A 24,417-nucleotide genomic window follows, 5' to 3' on the forward strand; every position below is an offset into this window, starting at 1 on the left:
ATCGCCGGCAAAATGCACTGAATGATAGCGCCGGTCAGCTTGCTGCCGCCCCGTACACCGGTCGTTGTCGCCTGGCCCGCCGTCGCGTGTTGCGACGCACGATCTCGGCAATCAGGTCCGGAGCCTCCTCGACCAGCATGTGACCCGCGTCAAGGACATGGTGCAGATGGAAATGCGACGGCAAGGCCTCGGCCTGCCCGACAGGCAGGAGCGGATCCTCCGCTCCCCAAACAACCATCACCGGCATGTCGAGCGCATCGAGCTGCGCTCGAGGGATGACACCTTGCCGCTCATCCTTGGTTATCGCGGCCGCCATATCGATCAAGGTCTGCAACTGGCCGGGCTGTTCGCGCATGAGGCAAAGCGCATCCACCACGTGGTCAGGCGGCACGCTGCGCGGGGCCGACATGGCCGCAAGGCTGGCGCGGATCTGCTTCCTGCCGGAAGCCGCCGCATAGCGGCGCAGCAGGGCTGCGTTGATCTCCGGGCCGAAGCCGCCGGGCGCCAACAGCGTGAGCGAAGCCACCCGGCCAGGATCGGCTAGCGCCATCAATGTCGCGATCGCGCCGCCCATGGAATGACCGACGAGATGGACCTTGGCCAGCTGACGGGCGGCAAGATCGGCGAGGATGGCCCGCGCGGCCGGCTTGGCCCCGCCCATGCCCTCGCATTGCAGCGAATGACCATGGCCCGGCAGATCGTAGGCCAATATTCTCGCTTCGGCCGCCAGCGGTGCCATGACGTCACGCCAGATCTCACGGCAGGCTCCAAAGCCATGCAGAAAGACGATCGTCTTCGGATCAGCGCCGGCCTCGACGGCATAAGGGAGTGGAAGCATGAAAAAAGGAGCGGTGAGCAGGCAGCAATCAGAAATTGTGGCTGAATTGCTCCTGATCCAGACCTGTGGCTAGTAAAATTTTCGCGACCGAAGCGCTCCGTCAGGCGCTCGACGTGGAAGCCCGTCCTAATAGGTGTCGGATCACAGCGTGATACTTCCGCTGCTGCGATCAGGTGGCCCAAACACGGGCGTAAGGTGTGCCTATGTCCTAGTCTTGATGCGATTCCGCAATTTCAGACGGAAAACCGCTTCACATTAACTAGGTCGGATTGCCGATCCCGGCGGCACGCAAGGATTGCACTAGCCGATCGGTGAGATCCGCGGGATATTTGCGGTCGACGAACGTCGCGCGCGGGTCGGCGGCGAATTTCGGGAATTCGGCGATGAGCTCGTTGGCAAGCTCGCCCGCCAGCTTGTCGCGGCCCGAAAGCCTGGCGCCGATCAGGCGCGCGGCCAGATAATGCGACTTGGATGCCGTCGTGCGCAGCGACTCGCTGGCGATGGCGGCCTTCTTCATATCGCCCTGCATGAAGGCGCCGACGAACAGGCCATAATCCCACCAGGTCGGATGGCCGCTGAAGGCCTCGACCGCGTGGCCCAGGATCGGCGTTCCCTCATCATACTTGCCGGCGAAGATCAGCCCATAGCCATAGGCGGCGGCCATGCCGAGATCATATGGGTTGAGTTCGTAGGCCTTGCGCGTCAAGCGGATCGCTTCGTCCGCGTTGCCGAGGCGCGAGTTGAGGTAGCCGAGGGCACGATGCGCGTGCGGGTTCATAGGCCCCATCTGAACGGCGCGGTGCGCAAGCGACATGGCCTTTTCGAGCGTCGCATCTGGCGGATAGGGATAGTGGGCGGTGACGGCCTCTCCATGAAGCGCGGCCAGTTCCGCATAGACGAGCGACGATTTGGTGCCGTCGGCGGCAAGCTTCTCCAGGCAGCGATACGCAACCTCGTGCGACTGGGCGTTCATGTCGAGAAAGTAGCGGTCGTCGAGCACCAGGCACCCGATCTGGCTGGTCCTGATGTCGCTCTGGTCGATGTAGCTGTAGATCGCGCCGGAAGCGGGAATGGTCGATGTCAGAAGGCTGGCGATGTTGCTTTCAACCGCGCCGGGCGCGGTTTCGGCCGATGTCAGGTTGCGCGACAGCAGAACCCGACCGGTCGCGACGCTTTGCAGCTCGACCGTGACGTCGCCGGCGGCGGGGCCGGGAACAATATCGAAGACGAAACTGATCGGGTCGGCCGATTGATCGCGCGTTGAATCCGGAGCGCGCCCGATGAAGTCGATGGTGTCGAAACCGGCAAGACCGGCGCGCAACGACGATGCGACGCGAGCTGCCTCTGCTCCATCGGCGTTCATGGCAATGTAGATGAGCGGCAAGGAGTCGAATACTGACTGGGCCGTGGTTCCGGCGATGCCCGCCGTTTCGACCGCCGTGTCGCCGCCGCCGAGCAAGGCATCGCCTTGGCGAAAGATGAGCACGCCGAGCATGGCAATGACCAGAACCATGGCAGCCCAGAAGAATCGCAGTTGCCGCGTCAGTGATTGTGCAGGCGCGGCCGGCGCCATAAACGGCACGGGTTCGTCCGATGTCGGGCTGTCGAGATAGTCGGCCGCCGGAGCGGCTTCGGCCGATGCCTGGGGTTGGCGCGCGATGTTGCCGGTGGCGGACCTTGCGTCACCGGGCAGGCGGATTGCGTTCAGCTCATAGGAGGGGATATAGCCGCCGCGCGGGATCGCGATACGCACCGGTTCGGCGATGCCTTCATTGGCAAAGTACTGATCCAGGAGCTCGCGTAGGCGACCGGCCTGAACCCTGACCACGGCGTCGGTGGAGGCGTCGAAATCGCCGTCCTTGCCGAAGACGTCCATGGCGATGGAAACGCCCTTCAGCCTGTCCGCCTCGCCAGCCTGCTCGCGCTCTACCAGGTAGCGTAAAAGCCTGCGGGCACGCTCGGATCGTCCGAACGTCTCGCTGGCAAGCAGTCGCTCCAATGTCTCGCGCACTGCGGGGGCGGCAGGCGGGGCATGCTCCAAGTGTCGATCCTTCCGAACTCGGCACAGGTTAGGGCGCGATAATATAGCGCTCGCGCCGGCGCACAAGGATGCTTCTGTTATGTGATCGCGTAAGCCACCGGAAATTCCCCCGCCGGTTAACGAACGACAAGGAAGTTGCGTCTGCTTTCAACACGGCGCGTCCGCAAGGCGCGTCGTGTTCGGGAGCCTGACTGGTCAGCCGGCCTTACCACCGATGATGCGATTGGCGGCCGAAACGACGGCCTCCAGCGAGGCGGCGACGATGTTGGTGTTGATGCCGGCGCCGAACAGCTTGCCGCCCGGATATTCCATCTCGACATAGGAGATGGCCGAGGCGTTGGAGCCGCGCTGCAAGGAATGCTCGGAATAGTCGAGCACCGACATGTCGACGCCGACATGGCGCGAGAGCGCATCGACAAAGCCGTCGATCGGGCCGGTGCCCGAGCCGGTGATCGTCACTTCCCTGCCATTGTCGATTATATCCGCCTCCACGATGCGTCGGCCCTTCACCTCGGTATCGGGGAAGGTGCGGTGGTCGAGGAACTTCAGCCGCGCGCCGGGCTGGTCGATATAGGTTTCGAGGAAGCGTTCGTGGATGCGCTTGGCCGGCACTTCCTTGCCTTCCGCGTCAGTGATCGCCTGAATCGCCTGGCTGAACTCGATCTGCAGATTGCGCGGCAGATTGAGGCCGTAATCCGCCTGCAGCACATAGGCGATGCCGCCCTTGCCCGATTGCGAGTTGATGCGGATGATCGCCTCATAGGTGCGGCCGACATCGGCCGGATCGATCGGCAGGTAAGGCACTTCCCAGATCGGAGTGTTGGCCTTCTTCAGCGCCTTCATGCCCTTGTTGATAGCGTCCTGATGCGAGCCCGAGAAAGCCGTGTAGACCAGCTCGCCGACATAAGGATGGCGCTCCGGGATCTTCAGCTGGTTCGAATATTCGTAGACATCCTTCATCCGGTTGATATCGGAGCAGTCGAGCTCCGGATCGACGCCCTGGGTGAACATGTTGAGCGCCAGCGTCACGATATCGACATTGCCGGTGCGCTCGCCATTGCCGAACAGCGTGCCTTCGACGCGGTCGGCCCCGGCCATCAGGCCAAGCTCGGTGGTGGCGACGCCTGTGCCGCGGTCGTTGTGCGGATGCAGCGAGATGATCAGGTTCTCGCGGTTGTCGAGATTGCGGCACATCCATTCGATGCGGTCGGCATAGACGTTGGGCGTCGACATCTCGACCGTCGAGGGCAGGTTGATGATCAGCTTGTTGTCGGCCGTCGGCTTCACGATCTCCGTGACGGCGTTGCAGATCTCCAGCGCGACGTCGAGCTCGGTGCCGGTGAAGCTTTCCGGCGAATATTCGAAGCGGTAGCCGCCGCCGGCCTTGGCCGCCATGTCGGTGATCATCTTGGCGGCGTCGGTGGCGATGCGCTTGATGCCGGCGACGTCCTTTTCGAAGACGACGCGGCGCTGCAATTCGCTGGTCGAATTGTAGAAATGCACGATCGGGCGGTGCGCGCCCTTGAGCGCCTCGAAGGTCCGTGTGATCAGTTCTGGCCGGCACTGCACCAGCACCTGGAGCGATACATCGCGCGGCACGCCGCCTTCCTCGATGCACCAGCGCGCGAAGTCGAAATCGGTCTGCGAGGCCGAGGGGAAGCCGATCTCGATTTCCTTGAAGCCCATGTCGAGGAGCAGCGCGAACATGCGCGCCTTGCGCTCATGACCCATCGGGTCGATCAGCGCCTGGTTGCCGTCGCGCAGGTCGACCGAGCACCAGATCGGCGCCTTGTCGATCACCTTGTTCGGCCAGGTGCGATCGGTCAGGCCGACAGTGGGGTAAGACTGGTACTTGCGGGCTGCATCCGGCATGTGGCCGGCCGCGCGCTTCCCGGCTTCAGCCTCGTCGGCGCGGATTTCTTCTCGTGCGTTCATCGTCTCTTCTCCGGGCGGCTCGCATGTTCGCCTTGGGCGGATTGATGGCGAGCGTCGCCTCTACCAGAATTGCATTCGCTTGATTATGACTTTGCCAAGGAGCATGCGCCTGAGGCGGCGGGTATCGACCGCCGGGCGCTCCTTCAGCGAACCCGGCGATCGCCGATAAGGCCGAGAAGAAGCAGGGTGGAAGCGAGCGCGCGCGCGGTCCCGCCGGCAAAGCCGGGGCGAGAAGAAGCGACGGAGCGGACGCGCGTGGTCATGGCGGCTCTCTTACAGGAGCGGCCCGCCGGAGGCAAGCGTGCGCAGGGGCGAATGCGCCGAGCCTGGTCTCGTCGCGGGCGGTGATGTCTTCCCCGCGCCTTGTAAATGGGCCAGACTTGGTTCCGAAGGCTTGGCTGCCAAGCGAAGCTCCGGGAGGGGTCGCCCATGAATTTCGTGTTCTTCTCGCCGCATTTCCCGGCCAACGGCGCCGAGTTCTGCGACCGGCTGAAAAAGGCCGGCGCCACCGTGCTCGGCATTGGTGACGCGCCTTACGAGACCCTGAACGGCAAGCTGAAGGCCGCGCTTTCGGAATATTACCGCATCGCGGACATGGAAGATTACGATGCCGTGTTCCGCGCGATGGGGCACTTCATCCACAAATGGGGCCGCATCGACCGCTTCGAGTCGCTCAACGAGCATTGGCTGGAGCTCGAGGCCAATATCCGCACCGACTTCAACATCTACGGCACCAAGCTCGACTTCGTGAAGAATCTGAAGCGGAAGAGCCGCATGCGCGCCTTCTTCCGCAAGAGCGGCGTCGAGACCATCCCGCAGCGCAAATGCTCCGACCGTGCCGGCGCCATGACCTTCATCCGCCGCGTCGGCTATCCGGTGGTGGTCAAGCCGGATTCCGGCTCGGGCGCCTCCAATACGTTCAAGATCTCCAATGCCAGGGAGCTCGACCAGTTCTTCAGGGATAAGCCGGAGGACGTCACCTTCGTCATGGAACAGTTCATCGAGGGGCTGGTGGTGACCTTCGATGGGCTGGTCAACCGCGACGGCGAGGTTGTGCTGGCGGCCAGCCACCGCTACGACCAGAGCATCATGGACGCGGTCAACAAGGACCGCCACATGAGCTACACCTGCTTCCCCGAAATCACGCCTGCGGTGGAGGAGGCGGGGCGCAAGATCCTCAAAGCGTTCGACGTGCGCGAGCGCTTCTTCCACATCGAGCTGTTCGAGACCAAGGACAAGCGCGTCATCGCGCTCGAGGTCAACATGCGCCCGCCCGGCGCCTGGATGACAGACGCCATCAACTACACATTCGACATCGACGTCTATGCTGCCTGGGCCGAGATGGTGGTCAAGGATGCCGCCGGAGGCCCCTACAAGGGGAAGTATTTCACCGCCTATGCCAGCCGCAAACGCCATATCGACTATTTGCACAGCCATGCGGACGTGCTAGCCGCCCATGGCGACAAGATCGTCCATCATCAGGCCATCGAAGAGGTTTTCAGCCGCGCCATGGGCAATTACGCCTACCAGATGCGTTCGAAGGATCAGAAGGCACTGCGCCAGGCGGTCGACTATATCCACGCGGAAAAGGCCTGAGCCAATGGACGTCTCCTATCACAAGGGCCATGCCCGTAGTCTCGGCCGCGACATGGAATACAAGCGCTACGGTCATGCCGGGCGCCCGGTGGTGGTGTTCCCGACCTCGCAAGGACGGTTCTACCAGTTTGAGGATTCGGGCGGGGTTGGCGCGCTTGCCGAGTTCATCGACACCGGCCGCATCCAGCTCTTCACGCTGGACGGCATCGATTCGGAATCCTTCTTCAACAAGCATGCCGATGCGGCGCATCGCATCGCGCGGCACGAGGCCTATTTCCGCTATGTGCGGGAAGAGGCGCTGCCGGAGCTGCAGGCGGTCGCCGCCAAATCCAATGGCGGCCGCCCCTTGAAGCCATTGTTCTGCGGCTGCTCGATGGGCGGCTATCATTCGTCGAATTTCGTGTTCCGGTTCCCGGAACTGGCAAGCGGCGTGATCTCGCTGTCCGGCGTCTATTCGGCCCGCGACTTTTTCGGCCGGCAGCTGGAAGGCAACATCTATTTCAATTCGCCGCTCGACTATCTGCCGGGCATCGTCGACCAGAAGCTGCTCGGGCGGCTCAGGGCGCTGAGGCTGATTTTCTGCTGCGGGCAGGGCGCCTGGGAAGAGCGCATGCTGGTCGAGACGCGCGAGCTGGAGCAGGTGCTGCGCGACAAATCCATTCCCGCCTGGGTCGACTATTGGGGCGGCGACGTCAGTCACGACTGGCCATGGTGGCACAAGCAACTGGTCTATTTCTTCGGCCGCTGGCTGGATGACGATCTGATGCACAGGCTGGATTGATGACCACCCCCGACCCGATCCGCCGCTTTGTCGAAGCCACCAACGCCGGCGATAGCGAGGCCTTTCTCGGTACATTCACTGACGACGCTTTCCTGAGCGACTGGGGTCGCGATTTCCATGGCCGCGACGGGGTCGCGCGGTGGAACCGATCAGACAATATCGGCGTGCAGTCCAATCTTCGCATCGTCCGCATCGCGCAGCGTGACGGCGCCTACCATGCTCGTGTCGCCGTGACGGGCAATGGCTTCAACGGCGAGGGCGACATGGCCTTCACGCTGGACGGCGACCGGATCGCAAGCCTGGTCATCAGCTGAAACCGGACAGCAGGCTGGGTCTTTCCGCAAGTCGACACAAAATTTGACTTTAATGATCATGTTTTAGTGGCAAAGCCGCCGACGCTGTGGCATGCCGGTGCCCATGACGACATCGAAAGGCCCGGCGATGAAGCTCTTGAGCGCCCAAACTCGTATCCAAAACGATGACATTCGCGCGGTGATGGACAGGCTGCGCGCCGAGCATAGCGACCATGAGATCGACACCGGCGATGCCGGCCGATGGGAATTCCGTATGCATTACGGCTCGTTGAACGCATCGTTCGACGATCACGGCGTGCTGGTCCGTATCGCGGCGGAGGACGAGACCTGCCTCTCCTATATGAAGATGATCTTTGCCGGCCATATCGCCGCGCATCTCAGCACGACCGAAGGATTGCGCTGGCATGGCGACGGCACGGACGCTGGAACGCCGGTGTTCTTCCGCGAAATAACGGTGCTGTCCTCGACGAAATTGTCGCCGCATATGCAGCGCCTGCGCTTCTCCGGCCGCGACCTCGGCCGCTTCGCTCATGGCGGATTTCATGTCCGCCTTCTGCTGCCGCCGGCCGGGCGGCAGGCGGTCTGGCCGACCATGGGCGCCGACGGCCTTATCGTCTGGCCGTCGGGCGAGGATGCGCTGACCATCCGGGTCTATACGATCCGCGCGCTGGATGTGGCCGAGGGCTGGCTCGACATCGACTTCGTGCTGCATCCGGGCACCGAGACGCCGGCAGCGACTTTCGCGCAGAATGCGCGGGTCGGCGACATCATCGGCATGATCGGTCCCGGCGGTGGCGGTTTGCCCGAGGCGTCCAACCTGCTTCTTCTGGGCGACGATACCGCGCTTCCGGCGATCGGCCGGATGCTGGAAGAGCTGGCGCCGTCCGCCCGCGCCGAGGCCTTCATCGAGGTCGATGGTCCGCGAGACCGAGTGACGTTGGCGGCAGGCGAGAACATCGCCGTCCGTTGGCTCTACCGGCATGGCCGCGAAGCAGGCCGCGCCGGCCTGCTTCCGGAGGCATTGCGCGAATGCGCCCGGCTGCCATGCCCTGACGATCTCTATGTCTGGGCGGGATGCGAGTTCGCCGACTTCCGCGAGATCCGCCGGATAGCACGCAAGGAATGGGGCTTGCCGCGCGACCGGCATCTGGTCACCGCCTATTGGCGCCGCGGCGCGCAAGGCGAGGACGGAGCCGGCGAGGAATAGCGCCGTCTCGTCTCAGTCGCGGTCGCTGACCATGGCGATCGCCGGCGCTGCCAGCAGCGCGACCACGCCCGCTCCGGCAAACAGCGCACCATAGCCGAGATGCTGCGCCGCATAGCCGGCCAGGATGCCGCCCGCCATGCTGACCAATGCGTCCATGCACTGGAAAAGCGTGAAATCGACGCCCGCTTGCCTCGGGTCCGACCAGCGCATGAACTGCGCATAAAGCGCGACGAAGCCGAGCGCCATGATGCCGGAGGAACTCAGCATTGCGACAGCTGCCAGCGGGCCTGCCGGGAAAACGCCCGAAAGCGCGAAGGCGGCGAGGACGAACAGCGATCCAGCCTGCAAGACGAGCGCGAGCACAAGCACGCTGCGCGTGCCCAACCACCGGACGAGCGCGCCGCCGGCAAGGGCGGCCGCGACGCCGAGGATCATGCTGCCGGCGCCGTTGACCAGGCCGATGGTGGAAAGGCTGAGCCCGGCATCGACGAGAAACGGGCCGAGCATCGCTAGCGCCGCCTTCTGCGCCAGAACGTAGATCGCCGACGCCACCAGGCCGCGTTGTATCTGCGGACGCCGCAACGCCATGCCGAGCGAGGGCACGTGGTCGCGAACTTCCTCGTGCGACCGGCCAGCGACGCCGAGCAGGAAGGGCAGGCCGAGCAGCACCAGCAGCGAGGCCATGGCCGACACCGCCGGACGCCAGCCCTGGACGTCGACAAGGAAGAGGAACAGGCCGCCGCCGATCGCCGAGCCGAGATAGGCGCCGCCGACCTGGGCCGCATTACCCCAGCCGAGATTCTTGCCGGCAAGGTTCTGCACCGCAAAACCGTCGCAGGCGATGTCGACGGTCGCAGCTGCAAAGGCAACCACCGTCAGGCAGGCGACCACGGGCCAGAAAGCGGCCGGGCCGAGTTGTGCGACAGCCAGCAGTCCGGCGATGGAGACCAGGCCACCGATGAGGACAATCGCGCCGGTTCGGTCTCGTCCCGACAGCGGAAGCCGGTAGCGCTCCACTGCCGGCGACCACATGAATTTCAGCGCCCACGGCAGGGCGATCAGGGTAAGCAGGCCGATACGGTCGAGCGGCAGGCCCTGGTCGCGCATCACGGCCGGGAGACCCGTCCAGGTGATGCCACCGATCACGCTCTGGGCCACATAGAGGCCGCCGATCGCCGCAACGATGGCGGCCGGCGACGAGGCGGCCGGGTTCGAGGCGGAGACTGACATCAGAAACGATAGCGCAGGCTGCCGAACAGCGAGCGGCCCTCGTCGCGGTAGCAATAGCCGGCCGAGCAGATCGTCTGCTGGTTGTCGAACAGGTTCTTGGCGTTGATCTGCAGCTTCACGCCTTCGAGCTTCGGATTGCGGTAGCCGAAATCGTAGGACAGCGAGGCATCGACGAAGGCGCGCGCGTCGTTCTTGAAAGTGTTGGTGTCGTCGCCGTAGCTGGCGCCGGCGAAGCGCACACCGGCGCCGAGTCCGAGCCCATCCAGCGTGCCGTTCTCGAATTGATAATGGCCCCAGAGCGACAGGATGTGATTCGGCGTCGCCGACAGTTCCTTGCCGTCGGTACCTTCGGCGCCGCGTTCGATCTTCACGCGCAGATAGGTGTAGGAGGCGATGATGCTGAAGCCATTGTCAAGCGAGGCATTGGCCTCCAGCTCGACGCCGCGCGAGTTTAGGTCGAGCTGGCGCTGCTTGTTGATGCCGGTCGAGGCGTCGAAGACGACGCCGTCCTTCTGGTCGATGTCGAACAGCGCGGCGCTGACGGTCGCGTTGCGGTCGGGGATCTCGTATTTGACGCCGATCTCCTTCTGCGTGGCGATGGTGGGGCGGGCGACGCGGCCGACGGAACTCGTAATGTCGTCATAGACGAAGCCGATGTTGGGCGAGAATGAGGTCGAATAGTTGACGTAGGGAACGATGCCCCATTCGGTCCGGTAGGACAGGCCGACGCGGCCGGAGAAGGCGCTGTCCTTCTGCTTCGACTGGCTGAAATCCGCCGCGGTGGAGGTGGTGTCGATCCAGTCGTAGCGGCCGCTGGTGAACAGGGTGAAATCGTTCCACTCCATTTGGTCGTGCAGGTAGACGCCGAGCTGGTTCATCTCCTGCCCGCCGGAATGCGGGACGGGGGCGGCCTTGATGTCCTCGACCGAGACGTAGGAGAGCCCGCTGCCGGCGTCATAGTCCGACCAGGCGTAGTCGATGCCGGCAATCGCGGTGTGCTTGACCGGACCGGTGTCGAATTCAAGCTGGGCCATGTTGTCGACGACGAAGTTCTTCATCGCTTCCGTGTAATGGCCCCAGTAGCGCTCAAGCGGCTGGTCGGCGCCGACCGAATAGTGGCCGCTATATTCGATGTCTGAATCGACGGCGTTGTAGCGCAGGTTCTGGCGCACAGTCAGCCAGTCGTTGAAGCGGTGCTCGAACTCATAGCCGATGCGCCCCTGGTCCTGGGTGAAATCGTTCCAGGCCGGATCGCCTTCATAGATATTCGACAGCGCGCCATAGGCGGAGTTGTAGAAAGCCGCGGTGCCGCCGGTGACGGACTTCGAATATTCGCCGAGGATGGTGAGCCTGGTGTCCTCGTCCGGCTTGAAGGTGACGGCCGGCGCCAGATAGAGCTTGTCGTCGGGATAATCGGGCAGCCCGGTCTCGCTCAGGCGGCCGAGGCTGGTGAAGCGGTAGAGGATGCTGCCGTCGTCATTGACCGGCCCGGAAGCATCGAGCGCGGCCTGGAAGCGGTTGTGTTCGCCGGCCAGCAGCTCGATTTCATGGAATGGCTCGTCCTTGGGCCGTTTGGTGACGACGTTGACGATGCCGCCCGGACCGCTGACGCCGTAAAGCGAGGAGGCCGGTCCCTTCAGGATGGTGACGCCCTCGATGCCGTAAGGTTCTGTCTTGAACCAGGCGGAAGGGCCGTTGTACTGGCGCAGCCCGTCGCGGAACATGCCGTTGTAGAAGGCCTGGAAACCGCGCAGGAAGAAGGCGTCATAGCGCGTGTCGAAACCGAAGCTGTTCGGATTGGCGCTGGCCGTATAGCCCAGCGCGTCGTTCAGCGTACGCGGCTTCTGGTCCTCGATCTGCTTTTGCGTCACGACCGAGACCGCCTGCGGGATTCTGGCGATCGGCGTGTCGGTCTTGGTGCCGATGCGGTCCTTCTTGGCGACATAGCCGTCCTGCTTCAGGATCTCGTTGCTCTCGGCGGTCACCTCGATCCTGTCGAGAACGGTGGCGTCGCCGCCGTCCTGGGCAAGTGCCGGCCAGACATGGCCGAGGATGGCGCTGCCCGCCAGCAATGATAATCCCCGGCGCCACGTCCTCGACCGCTTCGGCATTTCTGTCTCCAATACTCATATTTGATCACGCCTCCGCGCTCTCAAATATGAGTTTGTGAGTCAAGTATTTTTTGACGCCTCCTCGAACTTGATGGCGTCACGCCACGTCAGCCTTCCTGGCAGGCCGGGAGAGGAGCGATGTCTTGCTCCGGCGCCGATCCGCGACGCAGGCCGAGGAAGACGACGATGGCGGTAAGCATGGTGATCGTCGCCAGCACGATGAGCAGCCGGTCGAAGGCCGTCTCGTAAGCTTGGACCAGGGCGCTGGCGTCGGCCAAGTGCAGACGTTGCACCGGTTCGCTGATATTGCCGGTTGCCAGCAACTGCGCCGCTGCGACCGCTTCGGCAGGCGAGGCCAGTCCTTGAGCGCCGAGCTGCGTGGCCGTGAAACCCGACAAGACTGCCATCACGATCGCCAGGGCCACGCCCTCGCTGGCGACGCGGGTGGTGTTGAAGATGCCGACCGCCATGCCGGCGCGCTCCTTCGGCACGACGCTGACCGCCAGTCCGTCCATGAGCCCCCAGGGCAGGGCGATGCCGATGCCGATCAGGACCAGTGGGGCCACCAGCGCGCCGTCCGCCGCGGGCACGCGGCTGAGCCAGACAAGGCCGGCCGCGGCGACGAGGAGGCCAACGCCGCAGATCGTGGCGGGCGCGATCCAGCGCGCCGCCTGGCCGGCGAGCAACGGCAGGATCAGCAGCGGGCCGGAGAGGCAGATCATCAACTGCCCCGCCTTGATCTCGCTCATCCCCTCGATGCCGATGAAGCGGATCGGCAGGAGCACGAGCAGGACGACGAAGGCATAGGCGGGTGCCGCGGCCAGGAACTGGACGCCGACGAAACGCGGGAAGCGGAACAGCGTCAGGTCCAGCATCGGCCGGCGCACGCGCCGCTCGACAATGACGAAGGCGGCAAAGCCGACGGCAGCCACGCCAAGGAGTGCGAGAACGAAGGGATCGGCCAAGCCGCTTTGAGGCGCCTGCAGCACGCCATAAGTCAGCGCGGCAAGCGCGATGGTGAAGGTGCCGGCGCCGGCCCAGTCGAGCCCGGTTGCGTCAGGATCGCGTGATTCGGTGACGGTGCGCAGGCCCAGCGCGGCCGCGGCAACGCCAAGCGCCGCCACCAGAAGGAAGATCGCGCGCCAGCCGAATGTATCGATGAGCAGGCCGGAGGCGACAGGGCCGAAGGCTAGCCCGATGCCGAAGCTGGTGCCGAGAAAACTGAAGGCGCGCAGCCGCGATTGCCCGTCGAATTCCTGGGCAAGTGCTGAGGCACCGCCGGCGAAGGCGGCGGCACCGCCTATGCCTTGCAAGGCGCGGAACATATCGAACCAGACGATATCCGGCGCCAGCATGCAGCCCAGCGCGGCAAGGAGGTAGACAGCGAGGCCGGCGAGAAAAATCCGCTTGCGGCCATGGTTGTCGGCCAATGCCCCGGCCGCCATCAGGCCGGCGCCGAAGGTCAGCATGAAGGCATTGGTCACCCAATTGAGCGCGAGCGGACTGCCGCCGAGATCGGCGGCAATGCGAGAAAGCGCCACGGCGGGGCCGGTAAAGCTCAACGGCATCGTCATGGCGGCAAGGCAGACCGACAGCAGCACAAGCCATCTGCCGGCGGGGCCGGTTCTGGTCATCAAAGTCATGGATTTTCCTATCCGAGGAGGAATTGCCGGCTCGCGCTGACTCGCGTCGCCGATCGCAGCCAAAGATAGGGCAGGAACATTTCCGGCAAAATAGTATTAAATCTCCATTCATACCGGAATGAAACGCTCGAATGGATTCAAGCGATGGATCGTCTCAACGGCCTTCTTGCCTTTGCCCGCACCGCCGAATTCGGCAGTTTCGTAAGCGCGGGGCGAGCGCTCGGCATCTCCGCTTCCGCCGTCGGCAAGAGCGTCGCCCGGCTCGAGCAGGAGCTCGGCGTGCGGCTCCTGCAGCGCAGCACCCGGCGCATCGGCCTGACCGAGGAGGGCAAGCTGTTCAATGAGCGGGTGCGCCGCATCCTCGACGACATCGACGACGCCGAGGCGATGCTGTCACGGACACGCGAGACGCCGCACGGGCGGCTGCGTATCTCCACCCCGATCGTCACCTATCACCTGCTGTTGCCGGTGCTGTCGGAATTCATGGCGCGATACCCGGAAATCGAGCTCGATATCGATTTCAACGATCGCATCGTCGACGTCATCGAAGAGGGCATCGACGTCGCGATCCGCAGCGGCGAGCTGCCCGATTCACGGTTGGTGTCGAGGCCGGTCGCGCCCTTTCGCATGATCCTGTGCGCGGCCTCGTCCTATCTCGATCGGCATGGTACGCCTGGCACGCCGGCGGATCTGGCAGCGCATTTCGGCATCCATTTCCGTTTCCTCAACAGCGGCAGGCTGCTGCAATGGCCGTTCATCACCGGAAGCGCCGCGCCGCAGATACGCTCGATGCTGACCTGCAACAACATGGAGGCATTGAAGGGCGCGACGCTTGCCGGTCTCGGCATCGCCTGCATGCCCGATTTCCTGGTGCGGGAGGCGCTGCATGACGGAAGGCTGCGGACCGTGCTCGACGAACATGTCGACGGCCGCGGCCAGTTCCGCATGCTGTGGCCATCCAATCGCCACCTTTCGCCGAAGGTCCGCGTCTTCGTCGATTTCCTGCCCGAGCGGCTTGCTGTCGGGAGATAGCTCCCCCCAGGGGTGGTCAGTAGGTGGTGCGACCGCCCGAGAGGTCGAAGGTGGCGCCGGTGGTGAAGGTGTTCTCGTCCGACAGCATGAAGGCGATCATGGCGGCCGCCTCCTCGACCTCGACGAAACGGCCGCGCGGCACCTTGCCGAGCATGTAGGCGACCTGGGCCTCGGTGAGCTGCTCCAGAATGCGCGTGCGGGCGGGCGAGGGCGTCAGCGCGTTGACGGCTATGTCGTATCCGGCGAGCTCCTTGCCGAGCGATTTGGTCAGCGCCAGCACGCCGGCCTTGGCGGCCGAATAGGCGGCGGCGTTGGGATTGCCCTCCTTGCCGGCCACCGAGGAGATGTTGACGATGCGGCCGTAGTTGCGCGCGACCATGCCGGGCACCAGGCGCTTGCAGCAATAGAAGACACCGTTGAGGTCGATATCGACGATTTGGCGCCAGGCGGCGGGATCGTAGTCGACCACGGTGGCCGCCGGCCCGGCAATGCCGGCATTGTTGACGAGAAGATCGACGGGGCCAAGCATCCGCTCGGTCTCGGCGGCCGCGCGATCGACGGCTTCGATCTGCGACTGGTCGCAAAGGATGGCCTTGACCCGGCCAAGGGAGGCGAGTTCGGCTACGGCCGTGGCCATTGCGACCTGGTCGATGTCCCAGATGGCCACGCCGGCGCCCGACGACAGCAAGCGTCGCGCGACCGCAAGGCCGATGCCTTGCGCGCCGCCGGTCACCACGGCGACGCGGCCGGAAAGATCGACAGCATTCACACGACGGTTCATGGGCATTTTCCTCGCTCCCACCTTGCAATAGCGCGGATCAGGACCTGACGTTTCGCGCCACCAGCCTGGCTACGCTTGGCCCAATGAGCAGCACGACCAGGAAGCGTGCCGACTGCAAGGCCATGACGAAGGAGATATCGACGTTGCGCGCCGCGGCGGCGATGATGGCGACGCTGTCCATGCCGCCGGGGCTGGTCGCCAGATAGGCGGTCAGCGGATCGATGCCGAGCAGGCGGCTGATGACGAAGGCCATGCCGCCACAAAAGGCGATCAGCGCGACGATCGAGCCGATGATCTGCGGCAGGGCGCGAGCCGCGTGGCGCAGGATCGGCCGGGTGAAATTCAGCCCGATCGACCAGCCGACCATGGCATAGCTGATCGCCAGCAGCCAAGGCGGCAACTGCATCGGCACGCCGAGGCCGAGATGGATCACCGCGCCGAAAATGAAGGTGCCGAGAAAGAACGGCGAGGGCAGCCTGACCAGCTTTCCGGCCAAGCCGCCCACGATCGCGATGCCGATGGTGGCGGCGAAGGCCAAGGCATCGATCGGCGGAAACCAGACGATGGGCGGCACCTCGACGCCGGATGTGTCGACCCACATCCTGGCAACGAGCGCGGCCGTCATCGAGACGAAGATGACGCGCAGATATTGCATGAAGGCGACGAGACGCTGGTCGGCGCCAAAGGCGCCAGCCATCAGCACCATGGCCGTGGCGGCGCCGGGCGAGGAGCCCCAGACCGCCGTGGTGCCGGGCAGGATGCGCCAGCGGCTGATCAGCCAGCCGAGCAGGCTGGAGGCGGCGACGGTCGCGACCACCACGCCGAGGAAGAGCGGCCATTCCTTGTAGAAGGCAGGAAAGATGTCGGCGGCGATCGAATTCGCCACCAGGCAGCCGACGATCGCCTGGGCCGAGGCGAAAAGCGGACGGGGCACGCGCACCGTGGCGCCGTTGGTGCCGGCGAGGATGGCGGCAAGCATAGGGCCGATCAGCAGCGCCGCCGGCAGGGCGGCGAGTTCCAACGCGCCGGCGAAGGGCAGCGAGAACACCAAAAGCACCAGCCATTGCCGTGGCGGGCGCAGGCGCGCCATGCGGTCGATGGGTGCGTGGTCCTGGGATGGTTGCTCTGGCGAGGAGTCCATATCCGGCTCTTAGACCTGACGGAGACAAATGCGAACCCGCTTTTCGCGGACAATCCGTGTCGAGGCGGTCAGCCGGCCTTTTCCGGCGCAGGGAGTCCAAAGCCGCCGACCGGATGGGTCTCGATCTGGAATTCGAAGCCGGCGATGAAGGGACGCGCCCTGGCGATCGCGGCCTGGACTTCCGGCAATTGCAGCGAGGCCTTGTGGCTCGCCTGGTCGGTCCACACCTCGGTGACCCAGATGGCATCGGCGTCGGCCGGATCGGTGGCGATGATGTAGCTCAGGCAGCCGGGGAGCGCGGCAGTGCTTTCGCGCAGCACGTCCATGACCGCATCGCGCTGGCCGCGCGCCGCCCGCATCTTACCGATCAATCCGTACATGCCTTGATCTCCCTCCAGGTTGCACGCTGCATCAGTATGCAATCGCCGGCTCACGGCATCAACTGTCCGCCATTCACCTCGATCACCTGGCCGATGATGTAGCCGCTCAACAGATCGGACGACAGGAACAGGTAGGCGCCGACGCAATCTTCGGCCGTTCCGGCGCGTCCCTGCGGAATGGTCGCGACCATCGCCTTGATCTGCTCAGCGCTCGAATAGCGTTCGTGGAACGGCGTCAGGATCGTGCCTGGCGCCACGGCGTTGACGCGGATGCCGAAGCCGATGAGTTCCTTCGCCATGCCGCGCGTCACGTTGGAAACGAAGGCTTTCGACGAACCATAAAGGCCGGCGCCGCCGCCGGCGCCGTTGCGCGCGGCGATCGAGGTGGTGTTGATGATGAAGCCGCCCTGGCGCTTCAGCCACGGTATCGCCTTGCGCGAGGCGGTCAGGACAGAACGGGCGTTGAGGTCCATCACGGCGTCGTAATGCGCTTCGTCCTGATCGGCATAGGCGATGCGGCCGAGCATGCCGCCGGCATTGTTGACCAGGCCGTCGAGCCGGCCGAAATGCTGGGCGCTTTCCTCGACCACACGCTCGACGTCGGCGGGTATCGAAAAATCGCCCTGGACCAGAAACACCTCGCCGCCGTCATCGCGGATGGCTTCGGCCACGGCTTCGGCGGGTGCGCGGCTCGCATTGTAATGCAGCGCGACGCGGCATTTCTGCGCCGCGTAAGCACGGGCAAGGGCGGCACCGATGCCGGTCGAGGCGCCGGTGACCAGCACCGCCTTGCCGGCAAGATCGGGGATGGCAAGTGTCGTCATGTCGGTCGGCCTCCAGGTTGGCACATTTCGTAGGCTATTACCGGCCTTCCGTTCAAGCGTTGGCGTTCAAGCGTGGCCGCGTCAGGGCCTGAGATAGACATAGCCCTGATGCTGCAGTTCGGCGAGTTTAACAACGCCGCCTTTCTCCGCGACCTGGAAGCCCGACAGCAGGTCGGCAAGCGTGATGTCCATGCCGCGCAGGGTGTTGCCGCAGGCCTGCGGGACGAGCCGCTGCTGGACGAGGCCGGCAAAGCGGCTGGAAACAGCGCCGGAAGCGCCCTGGGCTTTGAAGGCCGCCAGTGCCGGACCATGCACCACAAGGACAATATCGACATTGCCGCCGGTGCCCTCATAGTGGTTCTTGATGTTGCCGAGGACGAAGTTGACCTTGTCGGCGTCGCTGAGGTGATAAGCGACCTTCAGCTTCTCCTCAGCCGTTGCCGCGTTGGCCCGGCTCAGGCCGAAAAGGCCCGCGGCGCCGGCGAGGCCGGCACGAAAAATGTCACGGCGCAGCATCGTGTCCTCCGTTTGCCGGCCTGCTCGCGCGATTTTGCATGGTCCAGGCGGGTCTCCTAGACTACCATAAAGCAGTCCTGTCGGTGGGAGGAGGATCGCATGGCATCGAAGGCCGTTGTGGGGAGGACCATGGCGGGCGTTGCGCTTTGCGCCGCCTTTGCCGCTTTTGCCGGCGCGGCGCGCGCCGAACAGCCGCCCAAACTTCCCGAGCTCAGCCCGACCGGTGCCGATGTCTGCTTCGGCCGTATCTACGATGCCGCCCATCTCAAGGCGCATCCGCACCAGAAAGTGGCGCGCATCTTCTTTTTCTATGGCGACGATCCGGTCAGCCGGCCGAACGAAGAACCCCCCGCCAACCAGGATACTTCCTATAACGGCTTCCTCACCACCACCGTGCGCGGCGCCAAGAAGCCCGACTGGGCGGCCGGCTGGTGCAACAAGGAAGATCCGAGCGACAAGGCGAGTGGCATCCGCTGCGGCATGGATTGCGACCGCACGCTCGCCTCGCTGAAAGTCGACGACAAGGGCCGGCTGATGCTCTCCAACGTACAGCCTGATGTGTATCTCGACGCTGGCGCGGAGGAGGACCTCGGCAAAGCCGAGTACAACAGGCAGGCGCTGGGCAGCGAGGACGACAATTTCAAGCTGGATCCGATGCCGGCCGAGACCTGCAAGGCGGAGTTCACACGCATCGACCCCATCGACCCGGCGCTGGGTGATCCGCTGCGCGTGCGCCTGAAGCCGGATCAGCCGTTCTGCTTCGGGCGCGACTATGACGATGCGCATCTCAAAACACATCCCAACCAGCTGACGCAATCGATCCGCGTCTTCCGCGGGCCGGTCGAGCTCGCTTCCTTCGCGGCCGGCGGCGATGCCGCGACCTGGCCCGACGGGGCGGACATTGCCGTTTCAGTGACGACCAGGCAGAAGGGGAAAAAGGTCACGCAGACCTATTCCTGCCAGGGCGAGGCCGACCAGTGGCGCTGCTCGGCAAGCTCCAAGATGAGCGATTTTTCCTGCGACATCTCGCAGAAGGAGATCTTCCTCAAGCGCGGGCCCAACGGCACGATGATGGTCGCGAACCCCAACAATGCGGTGGCGGTTGTCGATCTCTGTTCGAAGGCGGCGGACGGCAAGACCAAGTCCGACGACAAGGTTTATCGGCTGCAGCCGATGCCGCAGTCGGCGTGTGCTCCGTAAGGTCTGCCGATATTCAGGTGAGGCCGGCCTGCGAACGACGGCTTCCTGCCCTTCCGGTGCTCACGTACTTTCAAGTACGCTCCGCTCCGGCTCTCGGAAGCCATCTTGTCTGGTCGCTTCGCGCCCGTCTTCGACTCCGACTCGGCCTGACCTGAATCTCGACAGACCTTCGCGCTCTGCTAAGCGAAAGGCACCGCGGTCGTGCCTTTCGGCAGTTTGGCCTCGTCGTCCGGCTCGACATGGATGGTGACGCGCACCGAGGGGATCTCGGCCTTCAACGCGTCCTCGATGCGATCGCAGATGACATGGCTGGCGCCGACGGTCATGTCGGCGTCGACGACAAGGTGGAACTCGATGAAGGTGGCGCGTCCGGCAATGCGCGTCTTCAGGTCATGCACCTCGAGCGCGCCTTTCGAATTGGCCGAGATGATGTCGCGGATCTGCATGTTCTCATGGCTATCGACGGCGCGGTCCATCAGGCCGTTCATCGACGAGCCGATCACATGCCAGCCCTGCCACAGGATGTTGAGCGCGACGATCACGGCCAATGCCGGATCGAGGATCTGCCAACCGGTGAGCACCGCGCCGACAAGGCCGCCGAGCACGCCAACGGACGTCACAACGTCGGTCATGATGTGCTGGCCGTCGGCGACTAACGCCGGCGATTTCGCGTTGCGGCCGGTCTGGATCAGAGTCCAGGCCCAGATCGCGTTGACGATGGTCGCCAAGCTGTTGACGGCGAGACCCTTCCAGGGCTGCTCGAGCGGGGCCGGATGCTGCCAGGACTGCCAGACCTCGTTGAGGATCAGCAGCGCCGCGACGACGATCAGCACCCCCTCGAGCACGGCCGAGAAATATTCGGCCTTGTGGTGGCCAAAGGGATGGTCCTGGTCGGCGGGCTTGTAGCTGACCTGGATTGCCCAGAAGGCGGCTGCCGACGCGATGACGTTGACGATCGATTCCGCCGCGTCCGAATAAAGCGCGACGGAGCCCGTGATGTACCAGGCGGCCACCTTGAGGGCGAGCACGGCGAAGGCGACGACGATCGACCAGAAGGCGAGCCTGGCGACCTTCTGCCTGGTCGCGGCTTTCGCCGCGGCCGTCGTCGTGTCCCGCGCCTGGGTCATCGTCCCTACGCGGCCTTTTCCTTGGCCTTGCGCGGCAGATGCGCGACGATGTTCTCAATGATGCGCATGCCAGCATTGTGACCGAGCGTCATGATCGATTCCGGATGGAACTGCACCGCGGCGATCGGCTCTTTGGGGTGCTCGAAGGCCATGATGATGCCGTCCTCTGTCTCGGCTGTGACCACGAAGCCATCAGGCAGGCGCACCGGATCGGCGAAGATCGAGTGGTAGCGGCCGACGGTCACTTCCTTTGGCAGGCCAGAAAAGATGATGCCGGGTTTCGAGACGCGGATGCGCGAGGGCTTGCCATGCATGGGGATGTGCAACTGCCTCAATTCGCCGCCATAAGCTTCGGCCAGCGCCTGCAAGCCGAGGCAGACGCCGAAGATCGGCAGGTCGCGGGCGCGCGCTTTCTTAATGGTGGCGGCGCAGTCGAAATCTGTCGGCGTGCCGGGGCCAGGCGACAGCACGACGAGATCGGGCTTCAGCCGCTCGAAGACTTCCTCCGGCACCGGCGTGCGCACGGTGGAGACATTGGCGCCGGTCTGGCGGAAGTAGTTGGCCAGCGTGTGGACGAAGGAGTCCTCGTGGTCGACGAGCAGGATGTTGACGCCGTCGCCGACGCGCGCGGTGGTGCGCTCGGTTCCGGTGGCGTTGCCGGTCTTGGCGTCGCGGATGGCGGAGAGCATGGCGGATGCCTTCAGTTCGGTTTCGGCTTCTTCTTCCTCGGGCACGCTGTCGAAGAGCAGTGTGGCGCCGGCGCGCACCTCGGCGATGCCGTCCTTGATGCGGATGGTGCGCAGCGTCAGCCCAGTGTTCATGTCGCCGTTGAAATTGACCATGCCGATGGCGCCACCATACCAGGCGCGCGGGCTCTTCTCGTTCTGCTCGATGAAGCGCATGGCCCAGAGCTTCGGCGCGCCGGTGACGGTGACCGCCCAGGCGTGCGACAGGAAGGCGTCGAAGGCGTCCATGCCTTCGCGCAGCCGGCCTTCGATGTGGTCGACGGTGTGGATCAGGCGCGAATACATCTCGATCTGGCGGCGGCCGATGACGCGCACCGAGCCTGGCTCGCAGACGCGCGACTTGTCGTTGCGGTCGACATCCGAGCACATGGTGAGCTCGGACTCGTCCTTCTTGGAGTTGAGCAGCTTCAGGATCTGCTCGCTATCGGAAATGGCGTCGTCGCCGCGCTTGATGGTGCCCGAGATCGGGCAGGTCTCGACGCGGCGGCCGTTGACGCGCACGAACATCTCCGGCGAAGCGCCGATTAGATATTCGTTCTCGCCGAGATTGATGAAGAAGGAATAGGGCGAGGGGTTGATCGATTTCAGCTTGCGCGAGATGTCGGAGGGCTGGGTCTCGCAGCGCTCGTAGAACATCTGTCCAGGCACAACCTCGAACAGGTCGCCGCGCTTGAAGCTTTCCATGGCGCGCCGCACCAGGTTGGCGTATTCGCCCGGTTCGTGGTCGCCGCGCGGCGGGATGCGGTCGGCGGTCTTGAACGGCTCGACATGGGCATCGCGCGCCAGGCCTTCGGTCGAAAAGCCCTCGCCGGAATAGTCGTAGCGGTCGGTCCAGGCCTTGGTCGAATAATGGTCGACCACGAGAATCTCGTCGGGCAGGAACAGCACCAGGTCGCGCTGGCTTTCCTTGCGCTCGAGCTTGTAGTCCACCGGATCGAACTGGAAGGCGAGGTCGTAGCCGAAGGCGCCATAAAGGCCGAGATTGGCGTCCTCGGCGGTCTTGAACAAAGCGGTGATGGCGCGCAGCACGGTGAAGACGGACGGAACGCGGCTGCGCTCCTCCTCGGTGAAGACGCGGCCGGGTTTTGCCACATCGACGCGGATAAGCGTCTTCGAGGTCTCCGCGATCGTCACTTCGCTCGGCGCGCCAAGCGCCTTTCCGATCACAGGCAGGAGCACTTCGCCGCGCTTGTTCAGCGCTTCGATGCGCATGGCGCGGCCGCGCGCGGAGATCACCAGCGGCGGATCGATAATGGCGGTGTCCCAGCGCGTGTAGCGGCCCGGATACTCGTAGTTCGAGGAAAACACCGCGCCGCGGCGTGAATTCAGGCCGTCTACATAGGCGTCGATCGCGCCTTCATAGGGCCTGTCGTGCCGTTCGCGGGTGATGGTCACGCCGCCCGCGGTGACGAAGCGCTCCGCCCCGTTGTCCAGAACTTTAGTCGTCATTGCCGTCTCCATCAGCGTTTTGGGCAACGGACCCGGGAATGGCTCTAAAAAACAAATGGCCGCCCGGACATTCCGCTGCGGCCACCCTCATTTTCACGCGCACACGCACGAACCGGCCGCTGTCAGCGAGCCCACCACCAAACGGTCTTGTTCGAACGCATGTTCATGCCGACTCCCATAGCGGCGAATGCTTGGATCGGCAAGCGGAATCAAGGAAATCGTCGGACGAGGTGAATCGGCTGCCGCGCAGGGAGCTTTATTCTGCGGGCTGCGGCTCCAGGATCGCGCGGCGGTCGAGCGATTGCGACAGCACGGCCACCGCGACGGCCAGAAGCGCGAGTGCGGCGCCCACCAGCGGCAGGTTGGCGTAGGAGACACCCCAGGAGATGGCGAGGCCGCCGATCCAGGCGCCGCCGGCATTGCCGACATTGAAGGCGCCCTGGTTCAGCGTGGCCGCAAGGTTCGGTCCTTCGGCGGCCGCCTCGACGACACGGATTTGCAGCGGCGGCACGACGATGAAGATCAGCATGCCCCACAGGAAGACAATGGCGACGGCGACCCCGGCAATCGCGCCGAGCTTGGCGAAGACGACGAACAGCAGGGCCATGGCGAGCAGCGTGCCGATCACGGTCGGCATCAGCTTCCAGTCGGCCAGCCTGCCGCCGATGACGTTGCCGATGGTCATGCCGGCGCCGAAGAGCAGCAGCACCCAGGTCACGGTCGCCGTCGACAGGCCGGAGACGTCGGTCAGATACGGCTTGATGTAGGTGAAGACGGCGAACAGGCTGGCGGAGGCGAGCGAGGCGATCAGCATCGCCAGCCAGACCTGCAGCTTTCCGAGCACGCGCAATTCGCCGACCAGCCCGCCGCCGCTGGGTTCGGCGACGTTGGACGGCACCAGCCAGGCGATGGCCGCGACCGAGACGAGGCCGATGCCGACAACGGCGAGGAAAGTGGCGCGCCAGCCGAAGGCTTCACCCAGCGCCGTGCCGGCGGGAACGCCCAGGATATTCGACAGCGTCAGGCCGGCAAACATCAGCGCGATGGCGCTCGCCCGCTTGTTGCGCGGCACGAGGCTCGCCGCAACGACGGAGCCGATGCCGAAAAAGGCGCCGTGGCCGAAGGCGGTGAAGACCCTCGCGGCCATCAACAGCCAGTAGTTCGGGGCGATGGCGCAGAAGAGATTGCCGATGACGAAGAGGGCAGCGAGGCCGACAAGCACGGGCTTGCGCGGCAGGCGCGCCGTTGCCATGGCCACGATCGGCGCACCGAAGACGACGCCGAGCGCATAGCCGGTGACCAGAAGGCCAGCCGAAGGGATCGAGACGCCAAGGTCGGCCGCGACCTCCGGCAACAGGCCCATGATGACGAATTCGGTGGTGCCGATGCAGAAGGAGGCAATGGCAAGCGCCAGGATCGGCAGCGGCATGGGGTGTCCGGTCTGAATCGGTTCAAGATCGAGACTGACTTTGAACCTGGCCGGCGCACAAGCGTCATTGTTGCAACGCAGCAATGCAGAAAGAGG

The 24,417-nt window shown here is 64.5% G+C and carries 20 protein-coding genes; 6 read left to right on the forward strand and 14 right to left on the reverse strand.

Translation table 11 applies throughout. The annotated features are described in order from the left end of the window. Positions 1–34: 34 nt before the first annotated feature. The 3 genes from EJ072_RS23960 to leuA form a co-directional block, all read right to left on the reverse strand. Entirely contained in the window at positions 35–838 is an 804-nt protein-coding gene (locus EJ072_RS23960) for an alpha/beta fold hydrolase (RefSeq protein WP_126081591.1), read from the reverse strand. A gap of 259 nt (positions 839–1,097) precedes the next feature. Beyond that, a complete protein-coding gene (locus tag EJ072_RS23965; protein WP_126081592.1) occupies positions 1,098–2,879 on the reverse strand; it encodes a hypothetical protein in 1,782 nt (593 codons plus the stop codon). A gap of 195 nt (positions 2,880–3,074) precedes the next feature. Continuing rightward, positions 3,075–4,814, reverse strand: coding sequence for a 2-isopropylmalate synthase (leuA, locus tag EJ072_RS23970; RefSeq protein ID WP_126081593.1), 1,740 nt, complete (start codon positions 4,812–4,814; stop codon positions 3,075–3,077). A 429-nt stretch (positions 4,815–5,243) separates the two neighbouring features. On the opposite strand from leuA, the gene EJ072_RS23980 reads away from it, so the two are divergent. The 4 genes from EJ072_RS23980 (at position 5,244) to EJ072_RS23995 (ending at position 8,712) form a co-directional block, all read left to right on the forward strand. Next, entirely contained in the window at positions 5,244–6,410 is a 1,167-nt protein-coding gene (locus EJ072_RS23980; RefSeq protein WP_126081595.1) for an ATP-grasp domain-containing protein, read from the forward strand. 4 nt (positions 6,411–6,414) lie between these two features. Next, positions 6,415–7,191 carry an alpha/beta hydrolase-fold protein gene (locus tag EJ072_RS23985; RefSeq protein WP_126081596.1) on the forward strand — a complete coding sequence of 259 codons (777 nt, stop codon included), beginning with the start codon at positions 6,415–6,417 and terminating at the stop codon, positions 7,189–7,191. Next, positions 7,191–7,505 (forward strand): nuclear transport factor 2 family protein, encoded by a 315-nt coding sequence (locus EJ072_RS23990; RefSeq protein WP_126081597.1) that lies wholly within the window; start codon positions 7,191–7,193, stop codon positions 7,503–7,505. The genes EJ072_RS23985 and EJ072_RS23990 overlap by 1 nt, the downstream gene beginning before the upstream one ends. Positions 7,506–7,608: 103 nt before the next feature. Continuing rightward, the gene (locus EJ072_RS23995) at positions 7,609–8,712 is read left to right on the forward strand and encodes a siderophore-interacting protein (protein ID WP_245466968.1); all 1,104 of its coding nucleotides are present in this window, start codon (positions 7,609–7,611) and stop codon (positions 8,710–8,712) included. A gap of 12 nt (positions 8,713–8,724) precedes the next feature. On the opposite strand, the gene EJ072_RS24000 is transcribed toward EJ072_RS23995, so the two are convergent. From EJ072_RS24000 to EJ072_RS24010, 3 genes are all read right to left on the reverse strand, one after another. Beyond that, positions 8,725–9,942 carry an MFS transporter gene (locus tag EJ072_RS24000; protein ID WP_126081598.1) on the reverse strand — a complete coding sequence of 406 codons (1,218 nt, stop codon included), beginning with the start codon at positions 9,940–9,942 and terminating at the stop codon, positions 8,725–8,727. Next, positions 9,942–12,053, reverse strand: a complete 2,112-nt coding sequence (locus tag EJ072_RS24005) for a TonB-dependent siderophore receptor (protein WP_210211609.1) — start codon at positions 12,051–12,053, stop codon at positions 9,942–9,944. The genes EJ072_RS24000 and EJ072_RS24005 overlap by 1 nt, the downstream gene beginning before the upstream one ends. A gap of 107 nt (positions 12,054–12,160) precedes the next feature. Continuing rightward, positions 12,161–13,696: an MFS transporter gene (locus EJ072_RS24010; protein WP_126081599.1), complete on the reverse strand. Its 1,536-nt coding sequence runs from the start codon at positions 13,694–13,696 to the stop codon at positions 12,161–12,163. A 144-nt stretch (positions 13,697–13,840) separates the two neighbouring features. Here EJ072_RS24010 and EJ072_RS24015 point away from each other — a divergent pair, with 144 nt between their 5' ends. Further along, on the forward strand, positions 13,841–14,728 hold the full coding sequence (locus EJ072_RS24015; protein WP_126081600.1) for a LysR family transcriptional regulator: 888 nt from the start codon (positions 13,841–13,843) through the stop codon (positions 14,726–14,728). 16 nt (positions 14,729–14,744) lie between these two features. Here EJ072_RS24015 and EJ072_RS24020 read toward each other — a convergent pair whose 3' ends face one another. From EJ072_RS24020 to EJ072_RS24040, 5 genes are all read right to left on the reverse strand, one after another. After that, entirely contained in the window at positions 14,745–15,497 is a 753-nt protein-coding gene (locus tag EJ072_RS24020; protein ID WP_126083735.1) for an SDR family NAD(P)-dependent oxidoreductase, read from the reverse strand. A gap of 49 nt (positions 15,498–15,546) precedes the next feature. Further along, positions 15,547–16,650 carry an AbrB family transcriptional regulator gene (locus tag EJ072_RS24025; RefSeq protein WP_126081601.1) on the reverse strand — a complete coding sequence of 368 codons (1,104 nt, stop codon included), beginning with the start codon at positions 16,648–16,650 and terminating at the stop codon, positions 15,547–15,549. A gap of 68 nt (positions 16,651–16,718) precedes the next feature. Continuing rightward, entirely contained in the window at positions 16,719–17,030 is a 312-nt protein-coding gene (locus EJ072_RS24030) for a putative quinol monooxygenase (protein WP_095817233.1), read from the reverse strand. A 50-nt stretch (positions 17,031–17,080) separates the two neighbouring features. Beyond that, positions 17,081–17,854 (reverse strand): SDR family oxidoreductase, encoded by a 774-nt coding sequence (locus EJ072_RS24035; protein WP_126081602.1) that lies wholly within the window; start codon positions 17,852–17,854, stop codon positions 17,081–17,083. Between the two features lie 81 nt (positions 17,855–17,935). After that, entirely contained in the window at positions 17,936–18,370 is a 435-nt protein-coding gene (locus EJ072_RS24040) for a DsrE family protein (RefSeq protein WP_126081603.1), read from the reverse strand. Between the two features lie 99 nt (positions 18,371–18,469). Here EJ072_RS24040 and EJ072_RS24045 point away from each other — a divergent pair, with 99 nt between their 5' ends. Further along, positions 18,470–19,570: a hypothetical protein gene (locus EJ072_RS24045; protein ID WP_126081604.1), complete on the forward strand. Its 1,101-nt coding sequence runs from the start codon at positions 18,470–18,472 to the stop codon at positions 19,568–19,570. A gap of 179 nt (positions 19,571–19,749) precedes the next feature. On the opposite strand, the gene EJ072_RS24050 is transcribed toward EJ072_RS24045, so the two are convergent. The 3 genes from EJ072_RS24050 to EJ072_RS24060 form a co-directional block, all read right to left on the reverse strand. Beyond that, entirely contained in the window at positions 19,750–20,697 is a 948-nt protein-coding gene (locus EJ072_RS24050; RefSeq protein WP_126081605.1) for a cation diffusion facilitator family transporter, read from the reverse strand. A gap of 5 nt (positions 20,698–20,702) precedes the next feature. Beyond that, positions 20,703–22,892, reverse strand: a complete 2,190-nt coding sequence (locus EJ072_RS24055; RefSeq protein ID WP_126081606.1) for an anthranilate synthase — start codon at positions 22,890–22,892, stop codon at positions 20,703–20,705. Positions 22,893–23,148: 256 nt separating this feature from the next. Further along, a complete protein-coding gene (locus EJ072_RS24060) occupies positions 23,149–24,321 on the reverse strand; it encodes an MFS transporter (protein ID WP_126081607.1) in 1,173 nt (390 codons plus the stop codon). Between the last annotated feature and the right edge of the window lie 96 nt (positions 24,322–24,417).

Origin of the sequence: Mesorhizobium sp. M2A.F.Ca.ET.046.03.2.1 (assembly GCF_003952425.1) — a bacterium.
Classification (GTDB): Bacteria; Pseudomonadota; Alphaproteobacteria; order Rhizobiales; family Rhizobiaceae; genus Mesorhizobium.

Bases quoted from the DNA above. Each gene is read 5' to 3' on its own strand.
- EJ072_RS23960 (WP_126081591.1), bottom strand. From the start codon at position 838: ATGCTTCCACTCCCTTATGCCGTCGAGGCCGGCGCTGATCCGAAGACG.
- leuA (WP_126081593.1), bottom strand. From the start codon at position 4,814: ATGAACGCACGAGAAGAAATCCGCGCCGACGAGGCTGAAGCCGGGAAG.
- EJ072_RS23980 (WP_126081595.1), top strand. From the start codon at position 5,244: ATGAATTTCGTGTTCTTCTCGCCGCATTTCCCGGCCAACGGCGCCGAG.
- EJ072_RS23985 (WP_126081596.1), top strand. From the start codon at position 6,415: ATGGACGTCTCCTATCACAAGGGCCATGCCCGTAGTCTCGGCCGCGAC.
- EJ072_RS23990 (WP_126081597.1), top strand. From the start codon at position 7,191: ATGACCACCCCCGACCCGATCCGCCGCTTTGTCGAAGCCACCAACGCC.
- EJ072_RS23995 (WP_245466968.1), top strand. From the start codon at position 7,609: ATGACGACATCGAAAGGCCCGGCGATGAAGCTCTTGAGCGCCCAAACT.
- EJ072_RS24000 (WP_126081598.1), bottom strand. From the start codon at position 9,942: ATGTCAGTCTCCGCCTCGAACCCGGCCGCCTCGTCGCCGGCCGCCATC.
- EJ072_RS24005 (WP_210211609.1), bottom strand. From the start codon at position 12,053: ATGCCGAAGCGGTCGAGGACGTGGCGCCGGGGATTATCATTGCTGGCG.
- EJ072_RS24010 (WP_126081599.1), bottom strand. From the start codon at position 13,696: ATGACTTTGATGACCAGAACCGGCCCCGCCGGCAGATGGCTTGTGCTG.
- EJ072_RS24015 (WP_126081600.1), top strand. From the start codon at position 13,841: ATGGATCGTCTCAACGGCCTTCTTGCCTTTGCCCGCACCGCCGAATTC.
- EJ072_RS24025 (WP_126081601.1), bottom strand. From the start codon at position 16,650: ATGGACTCCTCGCCAGAGCAACCATCCCAGGACCACGCACCCATCGAC.
- EJ072_RS24030 (WP_095817233.1), bottom strand. From the start codon at position 17,030: ATGTACGGATTGATCGGTAAGATGCGGGCGGCGCGCGGCCAGCGCGAT.
- EJ072_RS24035 (WP_126081602.1), bottom strand. From the start codon at position 17,854: ATGACGACACTTGCCATCCCCGATCTTGCCGGCAAGGCGGTGCTGGTC.
- EJ072_RS24040 (WP_126081603.1), bottom strand. From the start codon at position 18,370: ATGCTGCGCCGTGACATTTTTCGTGCCGGCCTCGCCGGCGCCGCGGGC.
- EJ072_RS24045 (WP_126081604.1), top strand. From the start codon at position 18,470: ATGGCATCGAAGGCCGTTGTGGGGAGGACCATGGCGGGCGTTGCGCTT.
- EJ072_RS24050 (WP_126081605.1), bottom strand. From the start codon at position 20,697: ATGACCCAGGCGCGGGACACGACGACGGCCGCGGCGAAAGCCGCGACC.
- EJ072_RS24055 (WP_126081606.1), bottom strand. From the start codon at position 22,892: ATGACGACTAAAGTTCTGGACAACGGGGCGGAGCGCTTCGTCACCGCG.
- EJ072_RS24060 (WP_126081607.1), bottom strand. From the start codon at position 24,321: ATGCCGCTGCCGATCCTGGCGCTTGCCATTGCCTCCTTCTGCATCGGC.